Raw genomic sequence first — 20,455 nt, 5'->3', positions numbered from 1 at the left:
TTTTATTGTGATTGCTTTCACTTGCTTCGCGCGATACAATAGACCAAATAAAGGAAGTGAAATAGGATGGGAATTGATGAGATTATTCGTGTAGTCGCTTATGATGAAAAGTGGCCTACTTTATTTCAAAATGAAAAAGTAAATCTTTTTCAAGCTTTTGGAGACAATGCTATCGACATACAGCATTTCGGCAGCACCTCGGTACAAGGGATGTTTGCAAAACCGATTATTGATGTTTTGGTAGGCGTGAAAACGCTTGAGTTAAACAACACTGTAACAAACAACCTAATACAGCTTGGTTATGAAGGGTTCGGAGAAACAAAGGGAAGATTATATTTTCGAAAACGCCAAGAACATGCCTATAATCTTGCTGTTGTCATTTGGAATGGTGAGCAATGGGTAAATAACCTTCTCATAAGAAATTACTTAAGAGATAACCCGCATGCAGCCAAGCAATATGGCGAAAGAAAACTCAACGCCATCAATAAAGGATATACGACACTGCTCTCTTATTCGGACGAAAAAGCCGATCACGTATCTAATTTACTCGAACAAGCAAAGAAAAGTAATGGATAGGTACAGACAGAACCGTTACTACTTCAGCGGCCCCTGTTAGTCATGCACAGCTGATTCATATTGTAATTATAATGTAAAAAAAGCCGAGTCAGGGCTTAAACTGCTCCTGAACTCGACTTTTCTCGCGCCCTTACACTTGCGACTGTACATAGTCAATCGTAAATACCGGTTGCTCCATGTTATTGATGTAGATATGAAAACTCCCCGGCTCGACAGTCCATTGCAAATCGGCATCGAGATACTTTAGATCTTCCAAGCTGATGGACATCTGGGCGGCATACTCTCCGAACGCCGGGACTTGAATAACTTGATATGCCTTCATTTCGCGTATCGGGCGAACCGTCTTGGATACCAAGTCTTCAATATATAGGATTACGATTTCCGAGTAGTCATATCGGCTCGGATTGTGAATCTTAAAGGTTACCTTCAGTTCCTGATCCTCGCTGATTCGATGACTCGATATGTTGAAATCCGAGTACGTCGTTCCTGTATAGGTCAACCCGTGTCCGAACGGAAAGAGCGGCCCGATCTCGCAATCCTGATATCGGCTGCTGTAGCTGGACGAATTGGCCGGTCTGCTCGTGCTGTATTCGTTGTAATAAACCGGTGCTTGCGCCGAATAACGCGGGAACGACATCGTCAATTTCCCCGAGGGGGTTGCCTGGCCGGTGAGGAGCGCAGCGACTGCCGCACCTGCGCTGGTACCCGGGTACCAGCACCAAAGCAATGCCGGTATGTTGTCGATAATATCCTGCAAAGCCAACGGCCGGCCGGAATAGCAGACGCATGCGTAAGGCAGATTCGTTTTCTTCACGGCCCGAATCAGCTGCTGCTGCCGTTGTTCCAGCTCAAGCTTGACGCTGCTGTGGCCTTCACCGCTTCGCTCCCAGTGTTCGCCGATCGTTACGATAATATAATCGCAAGAGGCCAAAATATCATTCGGGCAATCCTCGAGTGTCTCATAAGCGGCGATTTGAAGCGAGTTATCCGCCTGCTTCAAGCCCGTCGCCAGTGTCACCACATCGTCGAAGCTTCCTTTGCAGGCCCAATTGCCGAGCAGCTCCCTCGTATCGGCAAAAGGTCCGACAAGGAGAATATGTTTATGCTCCTTGCGCAGCGGTAAAAGTGCATTTTCGTTTTTCAAGAGCACACAGCTTTTGCGAGCCGCTTCTTCAGCAGCCTCCATAGACTCGCGATTCAAAATAATCGTCGGTTCCAAGCCTTCGTCCGTATACGGATTTTCAAAAAGGCCCAACTCATTTTTCAACTGCAGCACTTTCAGGACAGCCGCATCCACATCTTCCAGCAGCGCCGGCTGCTGTTCGATAATCGCTTCAAAATTTTCCAGGTAGAGAGTGGACACCATTTCGATATCGACCCCTGCATTTAACGCCAGCTCAGCCGCTTCCTTGCCATCCTGAGCCACACGATGCTTTTGAAGCTCCGCAACTGCGCCCCAATCCGAGATAAGCAAATCGTCAAATTGATATCGATCCCGCAGTATATCTTTTAACATGGTTCGGCTCGCTGTAACCGGAGTCCCATTGAAACTATTAAATGAGCTCATGACGAATTTGGGCTTTTCCTGCAAAGCAATCTCATAGGGCTTGCCATAATAGGCAAAAAATTCTCTCATCGACATATCAACGGCGTTGTAGTCTTTTCCGCCGATGCCCGCCCCATAAGCAGCGAAGTGTTTCAAGCAGGCCGCTACCCCGCTCGGAGAAATTTTCCCCTCGTGAATTTTCTGGTAGCCCTTGATCATCGCTTTTCCCAGATTTCCGGACAGCAAATGGTCCTCCCCGAACGATTCCATGACCCTGCCCCATCTGGAGTCTCGCACGAGATCCACCATCGGGGAGAAATTGACATGGATTCCTGCAGCTCTTAATTCGGACGCGGTCTTTTCGGCCACCGTCTCTACAATCTTTTCATCCCAAGTACAGGAAAGTCCCAACGGGATCGGAAAAATCGTCTTATAGCCATGTATGGCATCGTGCATAAAAAGCAGAGGAATCTTCAGTCTGGATTTCTTCAAATACTCCGATTGAATCAGATTTGTAATCTTGGCGCTGGATGCGCCGATGACGCTGCCAATCGTGTACAAGGTCTCGTCTTCAAGTATGCGCCGTGAATACTCCGGTCCGGTTTCGACCATTTCCTGATCGATTCTGCCTACATAGGGTTCACCTGTAACTTGAGTGAGCTGTCCGAATTTCTCTTTCAGCGTCATTTTCTGAAGCAATTCGTGCAATTGATTGTTATCCATGATCTTATTTCCACTCCAGGGCAGGAAGAATTTCCTTCTGCAGCTCGCACATCTCGTCAATCATGGCGCAAGCCTGATAATAAGTCGGCGCTTGCGGATCAAGCAAAATCGCTTGCAGCAGTTTGGTTTTCGATTTTTCAACAAACGCCTCCAGCAGCAGTTTATGGATCGTCCCTTGGATATGGATCGTTCCGATAACCGCCGTCGGCAGTTCAACGGTCATAGGCTTCAGGAAGATGCCTTTTCCGTTCACGATAGCTTGAGTTTCCACCACCATATCGTCAGGAAGCCCTTTAATCGCTCCATTATTTGGCAAATTGACCGAATTCAACTGAATTTCATCGTCAAAGAAAATCGCTTCGACGATCGGAATGGCATATTCACCGCTCGACTTCACCGTTTCTTTACGGAACGTATACGCCTCATTCGTCCATGTTTCCTGCGTCTGTACAGGCTCGTACAATCCTTTGTCCAAAATGTTGCCGCTCGCACTATAGACAAAGTCCGGCGTTCTCGAGTCTTTCTTCCAGAGCTGCTCCTGCGTCGGTTCATATCTGTATTGAAGCGCTAGGCCCGCGTAGAAATCCTGCGCATAGGAGATATATTCTCCGATATGATTCGTTCCCGGATACGGGTAATAGCCGTAAAGATGATACATCGTTCTGGAGAGCCCGATGTGGTCGAAATGAGCCAGGCGGTTAGCCTTTTGTTCCTTTTCGCGGAAGAGCGGGTACAAGTCTTCGCCTGTCTTCTTATCCCAAATTTTGGTGAAAAAGCCGAAGTGGTTCAAGCCGCCCCCTTCCATGCCGATTTCTTCGGGCTTCCGCTCGAGAAAATCGCACAGCTGATGAATCCCTATATCCAGACCATGACAGAGACCCACGATCTTAATGGAAGTTAACTTGGAGATGGCTTCCACCAATTTCGCTTCCGGATTCGTATAGTTGATAAACCAGGCGTCGGGGCATACTTTTTCCATCATCCGGGCAATCTCCAGCATCGGCCCCAGGTTGCGGAGCGTATGGAACATGGAGCCCGGACCTCCGTTTTCCCCGTATATTTGCTTGCTTCCGAAGCGACGCGGGATGTGGAAATCTTGAGACCAATAATAATAGCGGTTCACTTCAATGGCTACGATGGCAAAATCCGCATTTTGAAGAGCTTTTTCCAAATCGGTAGTTTGCCAAATGTTGGCCGGATGAGAGAAGGAGGTGAACATCTCATTCGCATACTTAAAAGTCCGATTCACATTTTCTTCCACTATATCCATAAGAGCGATTTCAAGATCGACCTGAGTTTTCAATCTCGCTGACAATACAATATCTTGCAATGCTCCTAAGGCAAACGAAACGCTCCCTGCTCCGATTAATGCAATTTTCATCTTTTTCATGGTTCCAGCTCCTTTGATAATGTAGAAATTATAATTTAGTGCAGGCTATTCCTTTAATGCCCCTACCATAACACCTGACATAATGTTCCGCTGAAAAATAACGTAAATGACAGCAGTAGGCAATGCCGAGATAACCGCTGCGGTAGCAATCATCGGATAATCGATTGTAAATTTGGTTTGGAAAAAATTGAGTCCTACCGGAAGTGTCCGCAGCATGTCGTTTTGAATAAGAATCGTCGGAAGCATGAAGTTGTTCCATGTCCCGATGGCTGTAAACACAATTAGCGAAACTAACGGAGGATACAGCATCGGTACGATGATTCGGAACAAATTTTGCGTTTCGTTCGAACCGTCGATTCGCGCCGACTCAAGAAGCGCTACCGGTATATCCTTCATGAACCCTCTTAATAAAAAGATGGAGAAAGGAATATTCAACGCGATTTGCGGCAAAATGATGGCCCAGAGCGTATTCAGCAAGCCGATGGATTTCAAGTTTGTAAATAAAGGGATAATAATCAGATCCAATGGCACCGTAAGTCCCCACAGGATCAAGAGAAAAAGCATACCCTTCCCCTTAAATCTCATATAAGCGAACGGATAGGCACCGAGCAAGGATAGAAGGACTACCACCGCAACAACAACGATGGTGACAATGACGCTATTCTGAAAATAGGTCACAAAATTTCCGACATCCCAAATGCGTGAATAATTTCCCCAATGCAGCGCTTGCGGCAGTGCCAAAGGTCCGTTGATATTGATTTCGTCCGTTGTTTTTAGAGAAGTATTGATAATGAGCAGGAACGGAGCGATCGTCAACAGCGCCGCTGTAATCATGACTGCGTAGACGAGTGTGCGGCTGATATACGAAATTCTGGTCATAAGCTTATTGATCCTTTTCCCTGATCAGAATGATGGTTCTGGTAACAATTAAAATGAACACTGTCAAAATAATGGAAGCCGCTGCCGCAAACCCCAAACGATTTTCAATAAAGCCTTGGTTATAGACGTAATATGAAATAACATAAGAGCTGTATCCCGGACCGCCCTTGGTCGTTGCCATAACGATATCAAACACGCTGAAAGAGCCGATCGTCATTAAAATGACGACGGTAGTTATCGTTTGCCGCAAGCCAGGAATCGTAACATGGCGGAATTGGCCCCACGCCCCGCATCCGTCTATATTTGCAGCATCATACAATTGCGAATCGACACCCTGTAAAGCCGCAGTAAAGAGCATCGTCGTATATCCGTAGCTTCCCCACAAGAAAATGACGAATAACGCATACATCACAAGATCGGGATTCCCAAGCCAACCCGCGGCAGGCTTGCCGATGCCGATGTTATCCAGAATTGCGGACAAGGGTCCGAAGTTCGGGTCATAGATCCACTTCCAAATTACAGCGGCTATCACAGATGAGATGACTTGCGGAAAGAAAAAACCCATCTGAAACCATTTGGTAAATTTGACATTGCCTCTTACAAGCAGGTTTGCAAAAACGAGCCCGAGCCAAACGGGAATCGTAGCCCCGCCGACAACCCACATTAAAGTGTTCTTGATCGCCTGCCAAAACATCGGCTCTTCGCTAAACAGACGATAATAATTTGTAAGGCCTACAAATTTCTTGGGACTAATTCCATCCCAATTCGTCAGGCTGATATAAAAAGTTTGCAGCGCCGGCCAACAAACAAAATAGATGATCATGGCGAATGCCGGAAGCAGAAATAAGTATGCAAGCGGATTTGTTTTCCCCGCATCCTTCCGTTTATTGCTGCGCTGCAATAAGGGTATGGCTTCTTGTTTCACAAGAATCGCCTCCTCTTATAGGATGGATGCCCATTAGCCCATGGCAGGCTAAAGGACATCTTGTTTCAACATTCAATCTTATTGGCCTTGTGCAGCTTGTACCAGCTTGTTATATTGATTTTTAATTTCTGTCCAAGCCTGTTCCGGAGTGGCCTTATGAAAGAACATCAATTGCAGCTGCTTATTCAAAATATCTCCAAGTCCAGGAACAGCATTGTCCAAGTAGAAGCCCATCTGTGTCGATTGTACCGATTGGTCCACTTCTTTTTTCAACTCAGAAGCTTTAGCACTGGACATATCAGCCTTAACCGTCGGTGTAGATCCGCCTTCATACCAGAGTTTCACGACATCAGGATTCAAGAACGTGTCGACGAAATCCAAAGCGGCTTGTTTCTTGTCGCCGCTCAGCTTCGCATTGAGCGCCCATCCGCCGTCAGTCGCATTGACGGTCGGGTTCGCCGAAGCATTTGCATTAGCCGACGGGAAAGCAAATGCGCCGGTCGCAACCTTTGTACCCTCGAATGTCGGAATGTCCCAGTTTCCGGCAAGCACCATTGCTGATTGGCCCTTTGCATAATACTGCGGTACTGCAGCTCCATCGATGGAAGCATCGTCACTCCGGTAATATCCTTTATCGGTCCAGTCGTTAATTTGATTCAGAGCGTTTACAAACCCTTTTTCAAACGCCGGTGTGATACCTTTTTGGAAATAAAACTGTTTGATGTCGTCCATCGGTACTTGATTGTAGAGAATATCGAACAGCGACCACATCTTCGGCAAGTTGGACAATCCGCCATTTTCCATCGGCACGTAGCCCGCTGCTTTTACTTTATCCAAAATGGCGTTGAATTCATCCATCGTTTTTGGCGGAGTGAGGTTCAATTTACTAAAAATATCTTTATTGTAGAAAACCGTAACAGGTGCCGTCATGAAAGGAACACTGTAATACTTGCCTGAAGTTCTTGCGTTTTGGAAGTCGAATGCGCCGGGAACCTCTTTATCCATCCAACCGCGGCTTTTCACATCATTGGTGATGTCCATCAAGTAGTTATTTTTTTGCAGCATTTGCTGCATCGTGTCATCCACATACACAATATCCTGCCCGGAATCGGTATTGAAAGACAGCTTTAAATTTTGAGCATAGTTGGACCAAGGACTCGGATCGTATTTAATCGTTACGTTCGGATGCGTCTGGTTAAAAATTTTGATCGTTTGATTCATAATGTTAACACGGGCTTCGTCGGTCATCGTAGAAGTTACCGTCAAAGTAACTTTTCCGGCGCCAGCGCCGCCTGAAGCTTTTGCGGCATCATTTGATCCGGATGTGCAGCCGGCCATGCTGAACGCCGTCATCGACAGCAGGAAAAATATTGAATACGTTTTTAATTTTTTCATGTTGCATCCCCCTATTTTTTATTTTGGCCTATATTAACGATGCGGCCGCTTCATCCAGGCAAACGTGCACATTCGGATGCCGCTGCAGTACCGTAACAGGAACTTGATTCGTCACTTCATCGTGCAAAGCTTTTCTCATGATCTCCGCTTTTTTGGCTCCATCGGCGATAAGAATGGCTGTATTCGCTTCCAGCACATGCTTGATTCCAAGCGTTATTCCTTGCTGTACATCCTGCTGCTGATTTTGGAAATATTTCACGGAAACTTGTTTGGTAACGGAATCGAGATCGATAACATGCGTGTACAGATCAAAGCTGACGCCTGGCTCGTTAAAGCCCAGATGGCCGTTCATACCAACTCCAAGCAGCAATAAATCAATGCTCCCATGAGTCTTAATCAGTTCATCCATCGACTTGCATTCGGCTTCCAAGTCGCTGCTTTTGCCATTGAAAAAATGAATGTTTCTTTCCTCGATGCCGCATGGTATAAAAAAGTGTTCATTCATCGTTTGTCTGCAGCTGCCCTCATCCGATTCATCGAGTCCGACCCATTCGTCGAGGCTGATAAAGCGGCACCGGTCAAAATTCACCTCGCCTCGACGCGCTGCTTCCACTAAACAAGATAATGTACCGAGCGGCGAATTTCCGGCTGCAAAGCATACTAAGGAATCAGGCTTTCGATTGATACACTGAATGATCAGTTCGGCTGTCTGCAAAGACATTGCCGTATAGTCGTGAGCTACATACGTTTTCATGCCGCACCTCCTTGTTGGTTAAATATGCCCATTTGTTCGAAAGCAAGAGCAACGGCTCCAACAGCTCCCGCTTCCTCCCCTAAAGCTGTAAGCACGATCTCCGTCGGAATCGGCGTTAAATTGGCTACGGATTCACGAATGAGATCGATTACAAAATGAAGCGATTGAGAAACTCCGCCGCCAAGTATAACTTTTTTGGGGTTCAGCAAGCTGACGATATTGGCAATTCCGATGGACAAGTCGGCGACAAAACGATCAATAATCGAAATCGCTTTTTCGTCCCCTTCGGCATACTGCTCAAACAAAATGTGGGGCAAAATGCCATGCTGAGACAATGCCACCCCGGATATTTTTTTCTCGAAAAGCCCGAATTGACCGAACGCATTGAACTTGTTGTCAAGAACATCCTGCTCCGAAACGAGATAACCGACTTCACCCGCCATATGACTGCTTCCTTGGATGAGGGAGCCGTTCGCAACAATCGCGCTTCCCACTCCGGTTCCGATCGCCACAACAACGAAGTCGTTCGAATTCGGTGCCGAGCCGATCCATCGTTCGCCTAATGCCGCACAATTCACATCGTTTTCTACAAAGACGGGCTTATTCAAATACTGCTGCATTTGATCTCTGAATGGAACATGGCTCCAATTTAATGCGGGAGCTTCGATAATAATCCCTTCTTTGCTATTCGTGACACCCGGCACGCCGAAACCGATTGCAACAACTTGTTCCAGCGATATAGCGGCGGCACTTAAGCTTTTCATAATGTGCCCATAAATTTTTTCAAGCCCTTCCGTCGTTTTTACTTTTTCCTTGTAAACGATTTCTCCGTTTTGATTGGCAATTATGACAATAATTTTTGTTCCGCCGATATCGACTCCAACAGCATAGGTTTCTTCAGCAGAGGTTTGCTGAGAATTGTTCGTACTTAACATAATTTTTTTTTCTGCACCTCAGTTCGGCAATTTGAAAATGTGTTGCTTAGTTAGTTTGTTTGTTCTTCGAACGTACTATCTAAAACGAATATACACCGTTTTCATAGTTATGTCAATTAAAAAACAAACTAAAAAAACACAGCTTGTTTGTAATGGACATACAAACAAGCCGTGTTTAGATTATCCCGTGCATGATAAAAAAATCATTACATAATATTCTGCTCTTGTTCGAAAGCATAAGCAATAACCCCAAGTGCTCCTGCTTCCGATCTCACCGCAGCAGTTTCGATGGTCGTTTGAATCGGCGTCATTTTACTTACCTTGGATTGAACTTCGTTCAAAACAGGCTGCATATAGCCTGACACTTCACCGCTGATAATCACTTTCTCCGGATTGAGCAGACTGACCATATTGGCAATTCCAATAGACAAACTGGTTACAAAGCGGTTCACAGCAAGGACAGACTTCGGTTCCCCCTGCTCGTATGCACGGAACAACTGTTGTACCGAGCCTTGGCTCCCCACGAGTGCAGTTCCCGAAATCTTCTTCTCAAAAACTCCGAATTCGCCGGACACGTTCGTCCGATTGCTCGATACATCTTCCTCAAGCAGAAAATAGGCGATCTCTCCGGCCATAAAATCTTTTCCAAGCACCAAATTCCCGTTCGCTATAATCGCACTGCCGACACCGGATCCCATGCCTATATAAATGTATATAAAATCTTCCAGGTCTTTGGCCCCGCCAACCCATCGTTCACATAAAGCCGCGCAGTTCACATCGTTATTGATGTAAATGGGTTTGGCCAAATACTTCTTCATTTCATCGACAAAGCGGACATTTTTCCAGCCAAATTCGGGTACATCAACGATAATTCCTTCTTTGCAGTTGGTTAAACCGGGAATGCAAAAACCGACCGCGACCACAGCATCCATTGGCACGGAAGCTTTATCTAAACTTGAGAGAATGCATTCATAAATCGTCCGATAGTCTTTATCGGTTTCCCTCCGCTCCTTCCAGACAACATTCCCGTCAAGATCCGTGATGCAAATAAACAGCCCCTTTAACAGGAGCTCAACCCCAACTCCAAAGCCGGACCGCGGGTTAAACCCTAGCTCGATCGCCTTCCGTCCGCCTTCTCTGGTAGATGTACCGAACCCGGTCTCCATCACAAACTTCTTGGAGATCAATTCATCGACGATAGCGGAAACGGTCGAGCGGCTAAGGTTTAATTTTTGCGCTACCTTGGCCCGACTGATCGGTTGGTCGGAACGAATCATTTCCAATACGAGGTTGCGATTTAATTTTTTCAAATGTTCCAAACTGCCTTTTTTCAATTTCCCTGTCTCCTTGGATTTCGTATAAATTTAATTTAAACGAAGAAGCCGATCACGTCAATGAACGCAACTTTCCTTACGGCGAACTAGCCAAAACTGGTACAGGACAACTCAATGGAAAAATTTACAGAGGATGCTGTATAATATTCCAATAAGTTGAGGAGGATCAGCATGGCAGGAGATGCTACAGATTGCCAAGGAAATGGTTAGCGAGTGACTGAGAGGAACACGGGGATAGGCTCTTCCTTGAAGCTTTATTAAATAATGAAATTATTGTAAAATATAATAAATCATATCGGAACGAGCAGAAGGGGAAGGCTATGGACGAAAGAACGCTGCTATTACTTGGAATATTAAAGTCCCAAAGTCTGCATGGCTATCAAATTAATGAATTTATCGATAAAAACTTGAGCAGGGTTACCTCCATGAAAAAAGCTACAGCGTATGCCATTTTGGACAAGCTGAACGCTGCAGGTTTTATCAGCGTACGCGAGGACCAGGAAGGAAACCGCCCGCCGAGAAAGGTGTATTCCATTACTCCGGCCGGCGAAGAAGAATTTTACTTGCTTCTTCGTGGAAACCTGTCTGAGCAGGATACTACGTCCTTCAAGGGCGATATTGGACTTATGTTCATGGACTATCTACCCAAAGAAGAAGCGATCGATTGTCTCTTGCTGCGTTTGAATGGGTTGACCGAACAAATCGAAGAATTGCAACAAATGCCTAAACATAAGTTCTCAAGAGGGGTTGATTTATCGATCGAGCATCATCTTGTATGCAAACAGGCTGAGAGGAACTGGTTGCAATCTGTTATTGAAGAATTACAAAAAGAATAGGCTTTCGTTCGATTCGTACATTTCATAGCGGGTTTTGCGCTGCAGCGCAGAGCCTGCTTTTTTTGTGTCGGTTTTAGCATGAATATTACCAAGAAAGAAAATTAAAGATAGTCAAAATTCAAATAGTCAGTATTGACTAATCATATTATGCAATATATAATCAATTATGAATTAGTCAGTTATGACTAATCGAAAATAAACTATTCAGGAGGAAATCATGTTATTATTTTTCGCGGTTCTGTTTATAAACTTAGCGTTGGTTGCTTATACTATCGGTGTCTGGGCTGAAAAAATTTCAGGTCGGCTGAAACCGAAGCATCTCGCTTTCTTCTTTGCCGGTCTATTGTTCGATGGAATAGGTACTGGCTTTATGGGGCAGCTGAACCCAAACAGAGAGATTAATTTGCACGGTATTACAGGCATGGTCGCCCTTCTGCTGATGCTAATTCATGCCATATGGGCAGCAATTGTATTATGGAGAAAGAAGGAAAAGCAAATCGGTCAATTCCATAAGTTTAGCTTAGTGGTTTGGGGATTGTGGTTAGTACCTTACTTGATTGGGGTCGGACTAAGTATTTTCAAATAAGCCATCGCTTTGCCCCATCTCCCGAATATTAAGGGATATGGGCATGGCAAAAAACGCCTCTGTTATACTTCATAACAGAGGCGTTGCTGTCTTGTGGTCCCCGACTCCGGCGCGTACCGGAACTTCACGTTTTTCGTTCCCGCGGAAGCACAATAGATGCTGTTCCACCGAACGGCTGCATCAGTTAAAGCATTAAAGTTGAAAATGATGAAACTCGGTCCCCCCATAGAGAGAGAACCGAGTTCATTAGGCGGTTAAGGATTATTTTTTGTAAAATTGTTGATACGCCTGTCTTCTTTCTTTCATAATGGCTTCGCCCCCCGCATCCTTCCATTCCTTGAACTGCTGGTCATAGATACTGTCGACTTCGGTAGACTTGGCGGTAATAATCTTAGCCAACATCTGCTTGACCTTGTCGTTCAGAATCTGCGAATACTTGATTTCCGCTTGAATTGGAATGTCGACGCGAGGACCTGTATAGCCGTCACGCGCACCGGTCTTAATGCTGCTGATTGTAAAGTCTTTAAATTGCGGATCGGCTGCGTTGGCTGCAATGTTCTTGTCTGGCGAGTCCGTGCTTACATATTTGCCGTTCATAATCATGGCGTAATCTTGATTATTAAAGAGAATTTGGGTGGCTTCAGGCGTTGTCAATGCAAATGGAATGCCGTCGTCGCCTGTTTTGTAAGAAACGCCTTCTTTTCCGAATTGCAGTGCGATAAGATTGTTCGGTTCCGCCATCCAGTTCAAATATTTGATAACCGAATCGACGTTTTTGCTCGCTGCCGGAACCATCAGATAAATACCGCTAGGGGAATACATCGGTTTAGGATACTTGCCGTTCGACGCTTTGAACGGATCGATCGTCGCGAGAACAGCTTCAGGATTGTTTTTCTTCAGGTTCGCATAGTAGCCGCTGTAAACCGGATCATTTGTGTTCGGTGTAGCAGACCCTGCGAGGCCGTTGACGACTTGTTTGTTGAATGTCTGACTGAAGTCTGCCGCAAGCGGGAAGTCTTTATCGAGCAGACCTTCATTATATAGTTTGTTTAAGAACTTGAAGGCTTCCTTGTTGCCAGGCAGCGTCCATCCATCCGGATCGGCGAACAGATCCTCTTCTGTGATTTTGCTCCAATCCCAGAAGGAGTTGGTTAGCGGCTTAATATGGAACATATCGATCAACGAAAAAGGAATAACCTTTCCGCCGGTATTGCCCGGGTCCTTCTCTTTAAACGCTTTCAATGTTTGATACCACTCGTCCGTTGTCGTTGGCAGCGGCAGATTCAATTTATCCAGCCAATCTTTACGAATGATTGTTGTCGTTTGCGATTGAATGACCCTCAGCGCCGGAATGGTATACTGCTTGCCGTTAAAAACGCCGTCCTTCAACGTAGGAGCAAGAACTTTCTTCAACTGTGGACCGTATTTGTCGATCGCCGGCCCGAGATCTGCGATACCGCCGCTTTGCACGTAGCTTTGAACGGTTGGCTTGTCATACGTAAAAACGAGATCCGGGGCTGTTCCCGATGCCATCAATACATTCAGCTTCTTGACTTCCTCAGAGCGAGGAACGGTGACGAACTTGACAGTAATGTTGTTCGGATCGCCAAAGTTTTTCTGGATGTACTGCGTCATGAAATTGTCAGTGATTGGCGGGGCGCCCGCCGGCGCATTACTTCGATCAAACAGCTCGACCGTTAAAGTGATCGGCGGACCCTTCGGGGTCTCGTTCGCCGCAGTTGAACTTCCCGGAGTGGTCGAGTTACTTGAGCTGTTTTGCGAGCTGCTGCAGCCTGCAAGCGAGATAGCGGTCGTCGCTAAAACTGCCATTGCTACGTTAATGGTTTTGCGAAATTTGACTCGCATGTTTGTATCCTCCCTTTAATCTGTCGAATGTATAGTGAATTCAACCGCTTGAAACGGTCGAGACAGCTATCAGCCTTTTACTGCACCTACAAGCATGCCAGAGATAAAATAACGTTGGAGCCACGGGTATACGAGTAGAATGGGCACCGTTGCGAACATGATGCTTGCCGCCTGCAAGCTCTGCGGCACCGGAGCAGATCCTCCAAAGCCTTCTTGGGCAGTGGCGTCGTTCACCTGGCTGTTGATCACGATCTCATAAAGCTTCTGTTGAATCGGATAAAGTTGTGAGTCGTTGATATAGAACAGCGCATCCTGAAACATGTTCCATCGATCGACCGCCGAATAAAGAGCCAATGTCGCTATAATCGGCAACGACAGGGGCAGCGCGATCCGTAACAAATAACGGAAGTGCCCGCATCCGTCCATCCAGGCGGAATCTTCTAATTCAGCCGGGAGCTGAGAGAATGAAGTTTTTAAGATAATCAATAAGAAAGCATTGATAAGCAAAGGAATCACTAGCGACCAAACACTGTTCAACATATGCAGCTGTTTAATCAACAAGTAATTCGGGATAATCCCGGGATTAAAAAACATCGTGATGATAATGAGGGCAAACAACAAGTTCTTTCCCTTGAAATTCCGCCTGCTAAGCGGATAGGCAGCCAAGATGGTGGCGATCAAACTCACGCCCGTATAACCGGCCACGAGCCAGACCGTAAACATTAGCGAGCGAATCATACTCATGTCGCCAAACACGTTCTTGTACGGTTCGAAATTCAAATCAATTGGCCACAAAGTCACTTCGCCGGACATAACAGCCCGGTTGCCGCTAAGCGATAGAGCAAAAATATGAAGCATCGGCACAACACAGAATAAACAAAAGATGCCCAGCAGGAACATAATAATGATATTGCCGATTTTCTCAGTCGGATTTTGAATCATGGATGTACCCCCTTTAGAAAATGCCCTGATTGTTGATTTTTCTCGAAATGAATTCTGCTGACAGAAGGAGAATCAATCCGACTACAGATTGGAACAAACCGACGGCCGTTGCGAGAGCGAATCTTGCCGACTGAATCCCTACGGAATATACATAAGTGCTGATTACTTGGGCGTAGTCCATAACATACGAATTTTTCAGCACATACGGCTGCTCGAAGCTAATGTTGGCCATATTGCCGATTTGAAGAATGAACAGGACAACGATCGTCGGCTTGATGCCCGGCAAAGTGACATGCCAGATCTTGCGCATCCGGGTTGCGCCGTCCACTTCTGCCGCTTCATACAATTCCTTATTGATTCCTGTAAGCGCTGCGAGGTATAGGATCGTTCCCCATCCCGCATTACGCCAAACTCCGGTCCCCACATAGGTTGTAATCCATAGCACCGGTTTCTCCAAGAAAGGAATAGGGGAAGCGCCAATCGCCGTCAGCATATGATTGATCGAACCGTTATTGGTTGAGAGCAATTCAATGGCCATTCCCCCTACGATGACCCAGGAAATAAAGTGGGGCAGATACATCAATGTCTGGCTTACCTTTTTGTACCATTGAACCCGCAACTCGTTCAGCAGAAGCGCTAAAATAATGGGAACTGGAAATGTGAGCAAGCCAAGCACGTTCAACATCAAAGTGTTGCGAAGCGCCTTATAAAACTCGGGCATGGCGAAGATTTCTTTAAAGACTGCAAACCCTACCCAAGGACTGGCCCAAACGCCCTTGAATATGTTGTATTCTTTGAAAGCAACCATAACGCCGGCCATCGGAATGTACTTGAAAATGATGAAGAATGCCATCGGAACGACCATCATGATGTAGAGCGGCCATTGTCGTTTCAAATAGGCGATGCCACCTCCTTTGACTGCAAGAATGGAGGTTTTCGTGCTTGCTTCCGTTTTCATTACATCGTTCCTCTCCATTTGGTGTACTCTCCTTTTTGTATTTTTTATATTTGAATTGTAATTTTAAGCGCTTTCAATATCCATGGACAAACTTTTAACCGTTTGTATTAATTATGGATAACATTTTTATTAAACTCCCCTATCTTTGCATAAAAAAAGACCTATCGCTGCTTCCGCGATAAGTCCGATTTATTCTACTTGTTTAGGGTTTCAAATTCCTGCCGATCAGATCTGCTATTTTCTATTAAAATTCTGGAGGGGGGAAAACCCTTTATTTTTTTGAATAGCTTGCTGAAATAATAAATGTCTTCAAAACCGCATTTATAAGCAGCTTCCCGAACGGTAAACTCACCGCTAAGGAGAATATTCTCAGCATTGTTGATTTTCATTCTATTGATATACTCTTTAACGGATGCCCCCATGTATTTCTTAAATAGAGTTCCAAAATACGCGGTAGTCAAGCCGGCAACAGATGCCAGCTCCTCAACTTCAATTTGATTCTGCAAGTTGCTTAAAATGTATCTAATAGATTTCTGAATGCGTTTGTCTATATTCGCATTGTTGTCTTTATAGTACAAAGACTTGAAATAATAATGAAGAATCAGAAACAGCAATGCACGCGCTTTCAATTCATGACCTTTATTTTTCTTTAACCATTCAAATGTCAACTCATTGTACAATGAATGCAATTCTTCTGGCTCGTCGATATGTGAAATTAAAGGAAACGGCAAATGAACGTCCTTGCCTTCCAGATCATAGAGTTGGATGTTCAGTGCATAACTGGTCATCAAATTTGTGGGGTCAGTGGTTGCGCTTCGGCGGCTGCCTTTAGGAATACATATGAGATCCCCTTGATTGACTTCATGGACAGTGCCATTAATGGAGTAGTAAGCCCTTCCCTTAAAAATATATGTTAAATCGACAAAATCTGTCGTCGCATCTTCAATAATCCAAGTGGGTGTGGAGTGTCTGTTGATGAATAATTCAATTCGAGGATTAATTTCGACATATTCCATAGAAATTATCCTTTCTAATATAAAATTATACAATTAACCCAATACCTACTGATTGAATCTATTATATTATGATCTTTTTGTGGATTCAAGGAAACTCTACATGGAAAGATATAGGGACATGCTGCCGAAGAATGAAATTTCAAATCCCCCCCTTTCGTTTTGAATATTGTAAAACTTTGTTCAATGCGTCTTCACAGTTTATGTGAAATAAATCACAACCATGCGGTAATATAAAACTAAGCAGTCCCAACATGATGATAAGAAGGTGATCCGCTTGAGCCCGTCGCAAAAACACGAAAAACGCCTCATGATTTTAATGTTTGCCGTCGCTTTTGTAATGCTGGCCTCTTTTGTCAGAAAGCTTTTTTGAAACCCGCCAACACCATGAAAAAAGGAGATGAAACCTTATGCCTAACTACGATCCCGTTTTTTACAGCCGCATGCTCACGGAGCTTACTTTATCGTTTCATATCATTTTCGCAACGATCGGCGTCGGCGTGCCGGTGATGATTATGCTCGCCGAACTTGTCGGCATACAGCGCAAAGATCCTTACTACACGCTGCTCGCCCGCAGATGGGCGCGCGGATTTGTCATTACCGTGGCCATTGGCGTCGTAACCGGGACGGCCATCGGCCTCCAGCTCAGCCTGCTTTGGCCGAATTTTATGAAAATAGCCGGTCAGGCCATCGCCCTGCCGCTTTTTCTGGAAACGTTCGCCTTTTTCATCGAAGCGATTTTCCTCGGCATCTATTTGTACACCTGGGAACGGGTCAAACCGAAGCTTCATTTGCTGCTTCTGGTGCCGGTCGTTTTGGGCTCCTCGGCTTCCGCATTTTTTATTACAACAGTTAACGCGTTTATGAATACTCCCCAAGGATTCACCTTGAAGGACGGAATGATCACGAACGTGAAGCCGCTGCTCGCGATGTTCAACCCTTCCATGCCGACCAAAGTGGCCCATGTGCTCTCCTCGGCCTACATGACCGGCGCTTTCATACTGGCAGCTATTGCCGCCTACTCGCTTCTCCGAAAAAGAGGCGACGACGCATACGCCAAAAAAGCACTGAAACTGACGGTCGCCGCAGGTCTCGTTTTCTCGCTGGCTACCGCCTTCATCGGGGATTTGTCGGGGAAATTTTTGGCCAAAAACCAGCCGGAAAAGCTGGCCGCAGCCGAATGGCATTTCGAAACTTCCACGAATGCGCCGCTCGTGCTCGGCGGTATTTTGACGGAAGACCGTGAGATCAAATACGGGTTGAAAATCCCGTACGCGCTCAGCATTTTGGCCGGAGGCACACCGGGTGCGGAAGTCAAAGGACTGAACGATATTCCGGAGGATTTGCGCCCTCCGCTGTACGTTCATTATTTTTTCGATATCATGGTCAGTATTGGCATGTTTACGATTGTCGCGGCGGTTTTGCACCTCTGGTTTTCCCGCAAAGCCTATGGCAAGCCGTATCCGAAGTGGCTGCTGTTCGTCATTATTTTGTGCGGACCGCTGTCGATGATCGGGATTCAATCCGGATGGTTTTATGCGGAGGTCGGACGGCAGCCCTGGATTTTGCGCGGGTATATGAAGGTTGCGGAAGCAGCCACGTCTTCCCAACAGGTCGATACGATGCTGCTCCTGTTTTGTCTGCTGTATCTGGTGCTGGCGCTGACTGCGGTTAAAGTACTGTCCAAGCTTTTCCGAAAAAACAACGTCTCGAACGAGCTAATCGCGCTTGGCATCGCAAAGGAGGGCGGTCAACGATGAATTTGGAATTATTGGGAATAACGGTGTTATGGATATTTTTGTTCGGTTATTTGATTGTGGCATCCATCGATTTCGGCGCAGGATTTTTCAGCTACTATTCCGTGATCACGATGAAAAAGCATATCATTCATAAAGTCATCGAAAGATACTTGTCGCCCGTCTGGGAAGTCACCAACGTCTTCCTCGTCTTTTTCTACATCGGCATGGTCGGCTTTTTCCCGGAAACAGCCCGCTATTACGGGACTGCGCTGCTCGTTCCGGGCAGCATCGCCATCGTCCTGCTTGCCGTCAGGGGAGCCTACTATGCGTTCAGCACGTACGGTTCCAAAGACAACAAATGGTACATGCTGATCTACGGCGCAACGGGCCTGCTCATCCCGGCGACGCTGTCCGCGGTGCTGATCATTTCCGAAGGCGGCGTTGTTTTCGAGCGCGGCGGAGACATCGTCATGGACTGGAGCGCGCTTCTCGGAAGCACGTACACCTGGGCGGTTGTCCTGCTGGCGCTTGTCAGCGTGCTATATATTTCGGCCATGTTTCTGAGCTACTATGCTCACAGGGCGCACGATTTGCCGGCGTTCAAAATCGTACGCGGCTACGCCCTCTTTTGGAGCGCTCCGACCATCGCAGCCAGCCTGTTCGTATTTTTCGCGATCAGCAGGCAAAATCCGGACCATTTTCGGAGCATGCTCGATCTGGGCTGGATGTTCGGCGCTTCACTGCTCTGTTTTCTGGCCGCCGTCTGGCTGGTCTGGAAGCAGCGCCGGCTTGGGCTCGCTTTTATCATGGTCATTTTGCAGTTTGCGTTCGCCTTTTTCGGTTACGGAAAAGCCCATTTGCCGTACATTCTTTATCCGTACATTACGATCCACGACAGTTTTACCAACCCGTCTATGGGCATGGCGCTGGTGATTGCCTTTATTGCGGGACTGCTTATTTTGATTCCGTCCCTAATCCTGTTAATGCGCCTGTTCCTCTTTGACGCCGATTATGTGCAGGGCAAGCGGGCTTGAGCCAGGCCGGTCGGTCAACTATGTTTGACGTGCTGGAGCGTCTGCGTAAAAATTTGCTCGATATGGCTGTCATCAATCGAATAAAAAACCGTCTTCCCCGCCTTGCGCCGTTTGACGATCCGCAAATTGCGCAGGTAGCGGAGCTGGTGGGAGACGGCAGATTGTCCCATGCCGAGGATAACCGTTAAATCGTGGACGCATAGCTCGCCCTGCAGCAAAGCGTAGATCAATTTAACCCGCGTCGGATCTCCCAAAGCCTTGAAAATATCGGACAAATCCGCCGCGGTAGTTTCGGAAATCATTTTTTCTTTAATTTCGGCAACATTGGATGTCCCTTCGCAGGAATCATCGCACTGCTCTTGAAATGGTGTTATTTCTGCGTGTACGTCCGCCATTATGACCGCTCCCTCTTTTTTCTGATTGATTCATTATAACAAAAAAGAAAAACCGGCTCTACACTACCGGGCATATCACATACTTGCACGGGAACAAGTTTATACTAAAACTTGTTCTTTTGTTATGCGCCTATGGCGGCGCGGCCGTTCTTCCCCAACTAATGCCTCTCCTGCACGATTTGTGGTGTTGAAGTGGGCCTTCCCTCTCCTGCACAGGTAGCGGGCGCAGAAGTGAGGGGGACAAGGCGGCTTTGCAAGGAAAAGCCTGCGAAAGTGCAGGCTTTTTCCTCGGAAATGGTTCATTTTGGCGAAAAGCCTGCGATTGTGCAGGAATTTTCCGTTACCAGGAGATCACCGGGCAAAAAGCTGCACTTTGCCAGGTTTTCTTCACACAACCTGGCAAATTGCGCGATCGGCTCCGGCGTGTGGGTTTCCGGTCAGGCCTCATATGGTCGACCGACCGCCATCATGCAGCGTAACACCGAACGCTCGAAGCTGCGCGCGGTGCACTTTTACAAGCATGTTTCGCATTGCGCTAGTGCCGGCTCCAGCAGTCTCAACAAGCCTAAATTAAGGCTTGTTCTTTTTTATTGCCAATCGGCGCATTCTGGAATATAATACATATGAAC

General features: G+C 46.3%; 19 protein-coding genes. 6 read left to right on the top strand and 13 right to left on the bottom strand.

Features of this window, described 5'->3' with window-relative positions; genetic code table 11:
- Positions 1-66: 66 nt before the first annotated feature.
- Positions 67-576: a GrpB family protein gene (locus AC3G2T_RS18950; RefSeq protein WP_488436527.1), complete on the top strand. Its 510-nt coding sequence runs from the start codon at positions 67-69 to the stop codon at positions 574-576.
- Between the two features lie 130 nt (positions 577-706).
- Here the strand turns inward: AC3G2T_RS18950 and AC3G2T_RS18945 are convergent, their stop codons facing one another.
- The 8 genes from AC3G2T_RS18945 to AC3G2T_RS18910 form a co-directional block, all read right to left on the bottom strand.
- Entirely contained in the window at positions 707-2,845 is a 2,139-nt protein-coding gene (locus AC3G2T_RS18945; protein ID WP_488436526.1) for a glycoside hydrolase family 3 N-terminal domain-containing protein, read from the bottom strand.
- Positions 2,846-2,849: 4 nt separating this feature from the next.
- Positions 2,850-4,235, bottom strand: coding sequence for a family 4 glycosyl hydrolase (locus tag AC3G2T_RS18940; protein WP_474680806.1), 1,386 nt, complete (start codon positions 4,233-4,235; stop codon positions 2,850-2,852).
- 45 nt (positions 4,236-4,280) lie between these two features.
- Positions 4,281-5,114, bottom strand: a complete 834-nt coding sequence (locus AC3G2T_RS18935; RefSeq protein ID WP_488436525.1) for a carbohydrate ABC transporter permease — start codon at positions 5,112-5,114, stop codon at positions 4,281-4,283.
- 4 nt (positions 5,115-5,118) lie between these two features.
- Positions 5,119-6,039: a carbohydrate ABC transporter permease gene (locus AC3G2T_RS18930; protein WP_474680804.1), complete on the bottom strand. Its 921-nt coding sequence runs from the start codon at positions 6,037-6,039 to the stop codon at positions 5,119-5,121.
- Between the two features lie 78 nt (positions 6,040-6,117).
- Positions 6,118-7,434: an ABC transporter substrate-binding protein gene (locus tag AC3G2T_RS18925; protein WP_474680803.1), complete on the bottom strand. Its 1,317-nt coding sequence runs from the start codon at positions 7,432-7,434 to the stop codon at positions 6,118-6,120.
- 28 nt (positions 7,435-7,462) lie between these two features.
- Positions 7,463-8,188, bottom strand: coding sequence for a glucosamine-6-phosphate deaminase (locus tag AC3G2T_RS18920; RefSeq protein ID WP_474680802.1), 726 nt, complete (start codon positions 8,186-8,188; stop codon positions 7,463-7,465).
- A complete protein-coding gene (locus tag AC3G2T_RS18915) occupies positions 8,185-9,123 on the bottom strand; it encodes an ROK family protein (protein ID WP_488436524.1) in 939 nt (312 codons plus the stop codon). The genes AC3G2T_RS18920 and AC3G2T_RS18915 overlap by 4 nt, the downstream gene beginning before the upstream one ends.
- Positions 9,124-9,329: 206 nt before the next feature.
- On the bottom strand, positions 9,330-10,457 hold the full coding sequence (locus tag AC3G2T_RS18910; RefSeq protein ID WP_488436523.1) for an ROK family transcriptional regulator: 1,128 nt from the start codon (positions 10,455-10,457) through the stop codon (positions 9,330-9,332).
- Positions 10,458-10,777: 320 nt separating this feature from the next.
- Between AC3G2T_RS18910 and AC3G2T_RS18905 the strand changes: the two genes are divergently transcribed.
- Together AC3G2T_RS18905 and AC3G2T_RS18900 are read left to right on the top strand one after the other, a co-directional pair.
- The gene (locus tag AC3G2T_RS18905; protein ID WP_474680799.1) at positions 10,778-11,293 is read left to right on the top strand and encodes a helix-turn-helix transcriptional regulator; all 516 of its coding nucleotides are present in this window, start codon (positions 10,778-10,780) and stop codon (positions 11,291-11,293) included.
- Positions 11,294-11,510: 217 nt separating this feature from the next.
- A complete protein-coding gene (locus AC3G2T_RS18900) occupies positions 11,511-11,879 on the top strand; it encodes an HsmA family protein (RefSeq protein WP_474680798.1) in 369 nt (122 codons plus the stop codon).
- A gap of 261 nt (positions 11,880-12,140) precedes the next feature.
- Here AC3G2T_RS18900 and AC3G2T_RS18895 read toward each other — a convergent pair whose 3' ends face one another.
- The 4 genes from AC3G2T_RS18895 to AC3G2T_RS18880 all read right to left on the bottom strand — a co-directional run bounded on the left by AC3G2T_RS18895 (position 12,141) and on the right by AC3G2T_RS18880 (position 16,661).
- Positions 12,141-13,745 (bottom strand): extracellular solute-binding protein, encoded by a 1,605-nt coding sequence (locus tag AC3G2T_RS18895; protein ID WP_488436522.1) that lies wholly within the window; start codon positions 13,743-13,745, stop codon positions 12,141-12,143.
- Between the two features lie 69 nt (positions 13,746-13,814).
- Positions 13,815-14,687, bottom strand: a complete 873-nt coding sequence (locus tag AC3G2T_RS18890; RefSeq protein WP_488436521.1) for a carbohydrate ABC transporter permease — start codon at positions 14,685-14,687, stop codon at positions 13,815-13,817.
- A gap of 13 nt (positions 14,688-14,700) precedes the next feature.
- Positions 14,701-15,663, bottom strand: coding sequence for an ABC transporter permease (locus AC3G2T_RS18885; protein ID WP_488436520.1), 963 nt, complete (start codon positions 15,661-15,663; stop codon positions 14,701-14,703).
- A 176-nt stretch (positions 15,664-15,839) separates the two neighbouring features.
- Positions 15,840-16,661, bottom strand: coding sequence for a helix-turn-helix domain-containing protein (locus AC3G2T_RS18880; protein ID WP_488436519.1), 822 nt, complete (start codon positions 16,659-16,661; stop codon positions 15,840-15,842).
- 407 nt (positions 16,662-17,068) lie between these two features.
- On the opposite strand from AC3G2T_RS18880, the gene AC3G2T_RS18875 reads away from it, so the two are divergent.
- Together AC3G2T_RS18875 and AC3G2T_RS18870 are read left to right on the top strand one after the other, a co-directional pair.
- The gene (locus AC3G2T_RS18875) at positions 17,069-18,418 is read left to right on the top strand and encodes a cytochrome ubiquinol oxidase subunit I (protein ID WP_488436518.1); all 1,350 of its coding nucleotides are present in this window, start codon (positions 17,069-17,071) and stop codon (positions 18,416-18,418) included.
- Positions 18,415-19,431 carry a cytochrome d ubiquinol oxidase subunit II gene (locus AC3G2T_RS18870; RefSeq protein WP_488436517.1) on the top strand — a complete coding sequence of 339 codons (1,017 nt, stop codon included), beginning with the start codon at positions 18,415-18,417 and terminating at the stop codon, positions 19,429-19,431. The genes AC3G2T_RS18875 and AC3G2T_RS18870 overlap by 4 nt, the downstream gene beginning before the upstream one ends.
- Positions 19,432-19,445: 14 nt before the next feature.
- On the opposite strand, the gene AC3G2T_RS18865 is transcribed toward AC3G2T_RS18870, so the two are convergent.
- Entirely contained in the window at positions 19,446-19,826 is a 381-nt protein-coding gene (locus tag AC3G2T_RS18865) for an ArsR/SmtB family transcription factor (protein ID WP_488436516.1), read from the bottom strand.
- Positions 19,827-20,099: 273 nt separating this feature from the next.
- Between AC3G2T_RS18865 and AC3G2T_RS18860 the strand changes: the two genes are divergently transcribed.
- Positions 20,100-20,444, top strand: coding sequence for a hypothetical protein (locus AC3G2T_RS18860; protein ID WP_488436515.1), 345 nt, complete (start codon positions 20,100-20,102; stop codon positions 20,442-20,444).
- The last annotated feature ends 11 nt before the right edge of the window (positions 20,445-20,455 follow it).

This window comes from Paenibacillus sp. sgz302191, from assembly GCF_057749925.1.
The sequence above is the reverse complement of the archived record's forward strand: the minus strand, read 5'-3'. Positions and strand labels throughout refer to the sequence as shown.

Excerpts from the sequence above, each read along its gene's own strand:
- AC3G2T_RS18950 (WP_488436527.1), top strand. The coding sequence starts at position 67 with ATGGGAATTGATGAGATTATTCGTGTAGTCGCTTATGATGAAAAGTGG.
- AC3G2T_RS18945 (WP_488436526.1), bottom strand. The coding sequence starts at position 2,845 with ATGGATAACAATCAATTGCACGAATTGCTTCAGAAAATGACGCTGAAA.
- AC3G2T_RS18940 (WP_474680806.1), bottom strand. The coding sequence starts at position 4,235 with ATGAAAAAGATGAAAATTGCATTAATCGGAGCAGGGAGCGTTTCGTTT.
- AC3G2T_RS18935 (WP_488436525.1), bottom strand. The coding sequence starts at position 5,114 with ATGACCAGAATTTCGTATATCAGCCGCACACTCGTCTACGCAGTCATG.
- AC3G2T_RS18925 (WP_474680803.1), bottom strand. The coding sequence starts at position 7,434 with ATGAAAAAATTAAAAACGTATTCAATATTTTTCCTGCTGTCGATGACG.
- AC3G2T_RS18920 (WP_474680802.1), bottom strand. The coding sequence starts at position 8,188 with ATGAAAACGTATGTAGCTCACGACTATACGGCAATGTCTTTGCAGACA.
- AC3G2T_RS18915 (WP_488436524.1), bottom strand. The coding sequence starts at position 9,123 with ATGTTAAGTACGAACAATTCTCAGCAAACCTCTGCTGAAGAAACCTAT.
- AC3G2T_RS18905 (WP_474680799.1), top strand. The coding sequence starts at position 10,778 with ATGGACGAAAGAACGCTGCTATTACTTGGAATATTAAAGTCCCAAAGT.
- AC3G2T_RS18900 (WP_474680798.1), top strand. The coding sequence starts at position 11,511 with ATGTTATTATTTTTCGCGGTTCTGTTTATAAACTTAGCGTTGGTTGCT.
- AC3G2T_RS18895 (WP_488436522.1), bottom strand. The coding sequence starts at position 13,745 with ATGCGAGTCAAATTTCGCAAAACCATTAACGTAGCAATGGCAGTTTTA.
- AC3G2T_RS18890 (WP_488436521.1), bottom strand. The coding sequence starts at position 14,687 with ATGATTCAAAATCCGACTGAGAAAATCGGCAATATCATTATTATGTTC.
- AC3G2T_RS18885 (WP_488436520.1), bottom strand. The coding sequence starts at position 15,663 with ATGGAGAGGAACGATGTAATGAAAACGGAAGCAAGCACGAAAACCTCC.
- AC3G2T_RS18880 (WP_488436519.1), bottom strand. The coding sequence starts at position 16,661 with ATGGAATATGTCGAAATTAATCCTCGAATTGAATTATTCATCAACAGA.
- AC3G2T_RS18875 (WP_488436518.1), top strand. The coding sequence starts at position 17,069 with ATGCCTAACTACGATCCCGTTTTTTACAGCCGCATGCTCACGGAGCTT.
- AC3G2T_RS18870 (WP_488436517.1), top strand. The coding sequence starts at position 18,415 with ATGAATTTGGAATTATTGGGAATAACGGTGTTATGGATATTTTTGTTC.
- AC3G2T_RS18865 (WP_488436516.1), bottom strand. The coding sequence starts at position 19,826 with ATGGCGGACGTACACGCAGAAATAACACCATTTCAAGAGCAGTGCGAT.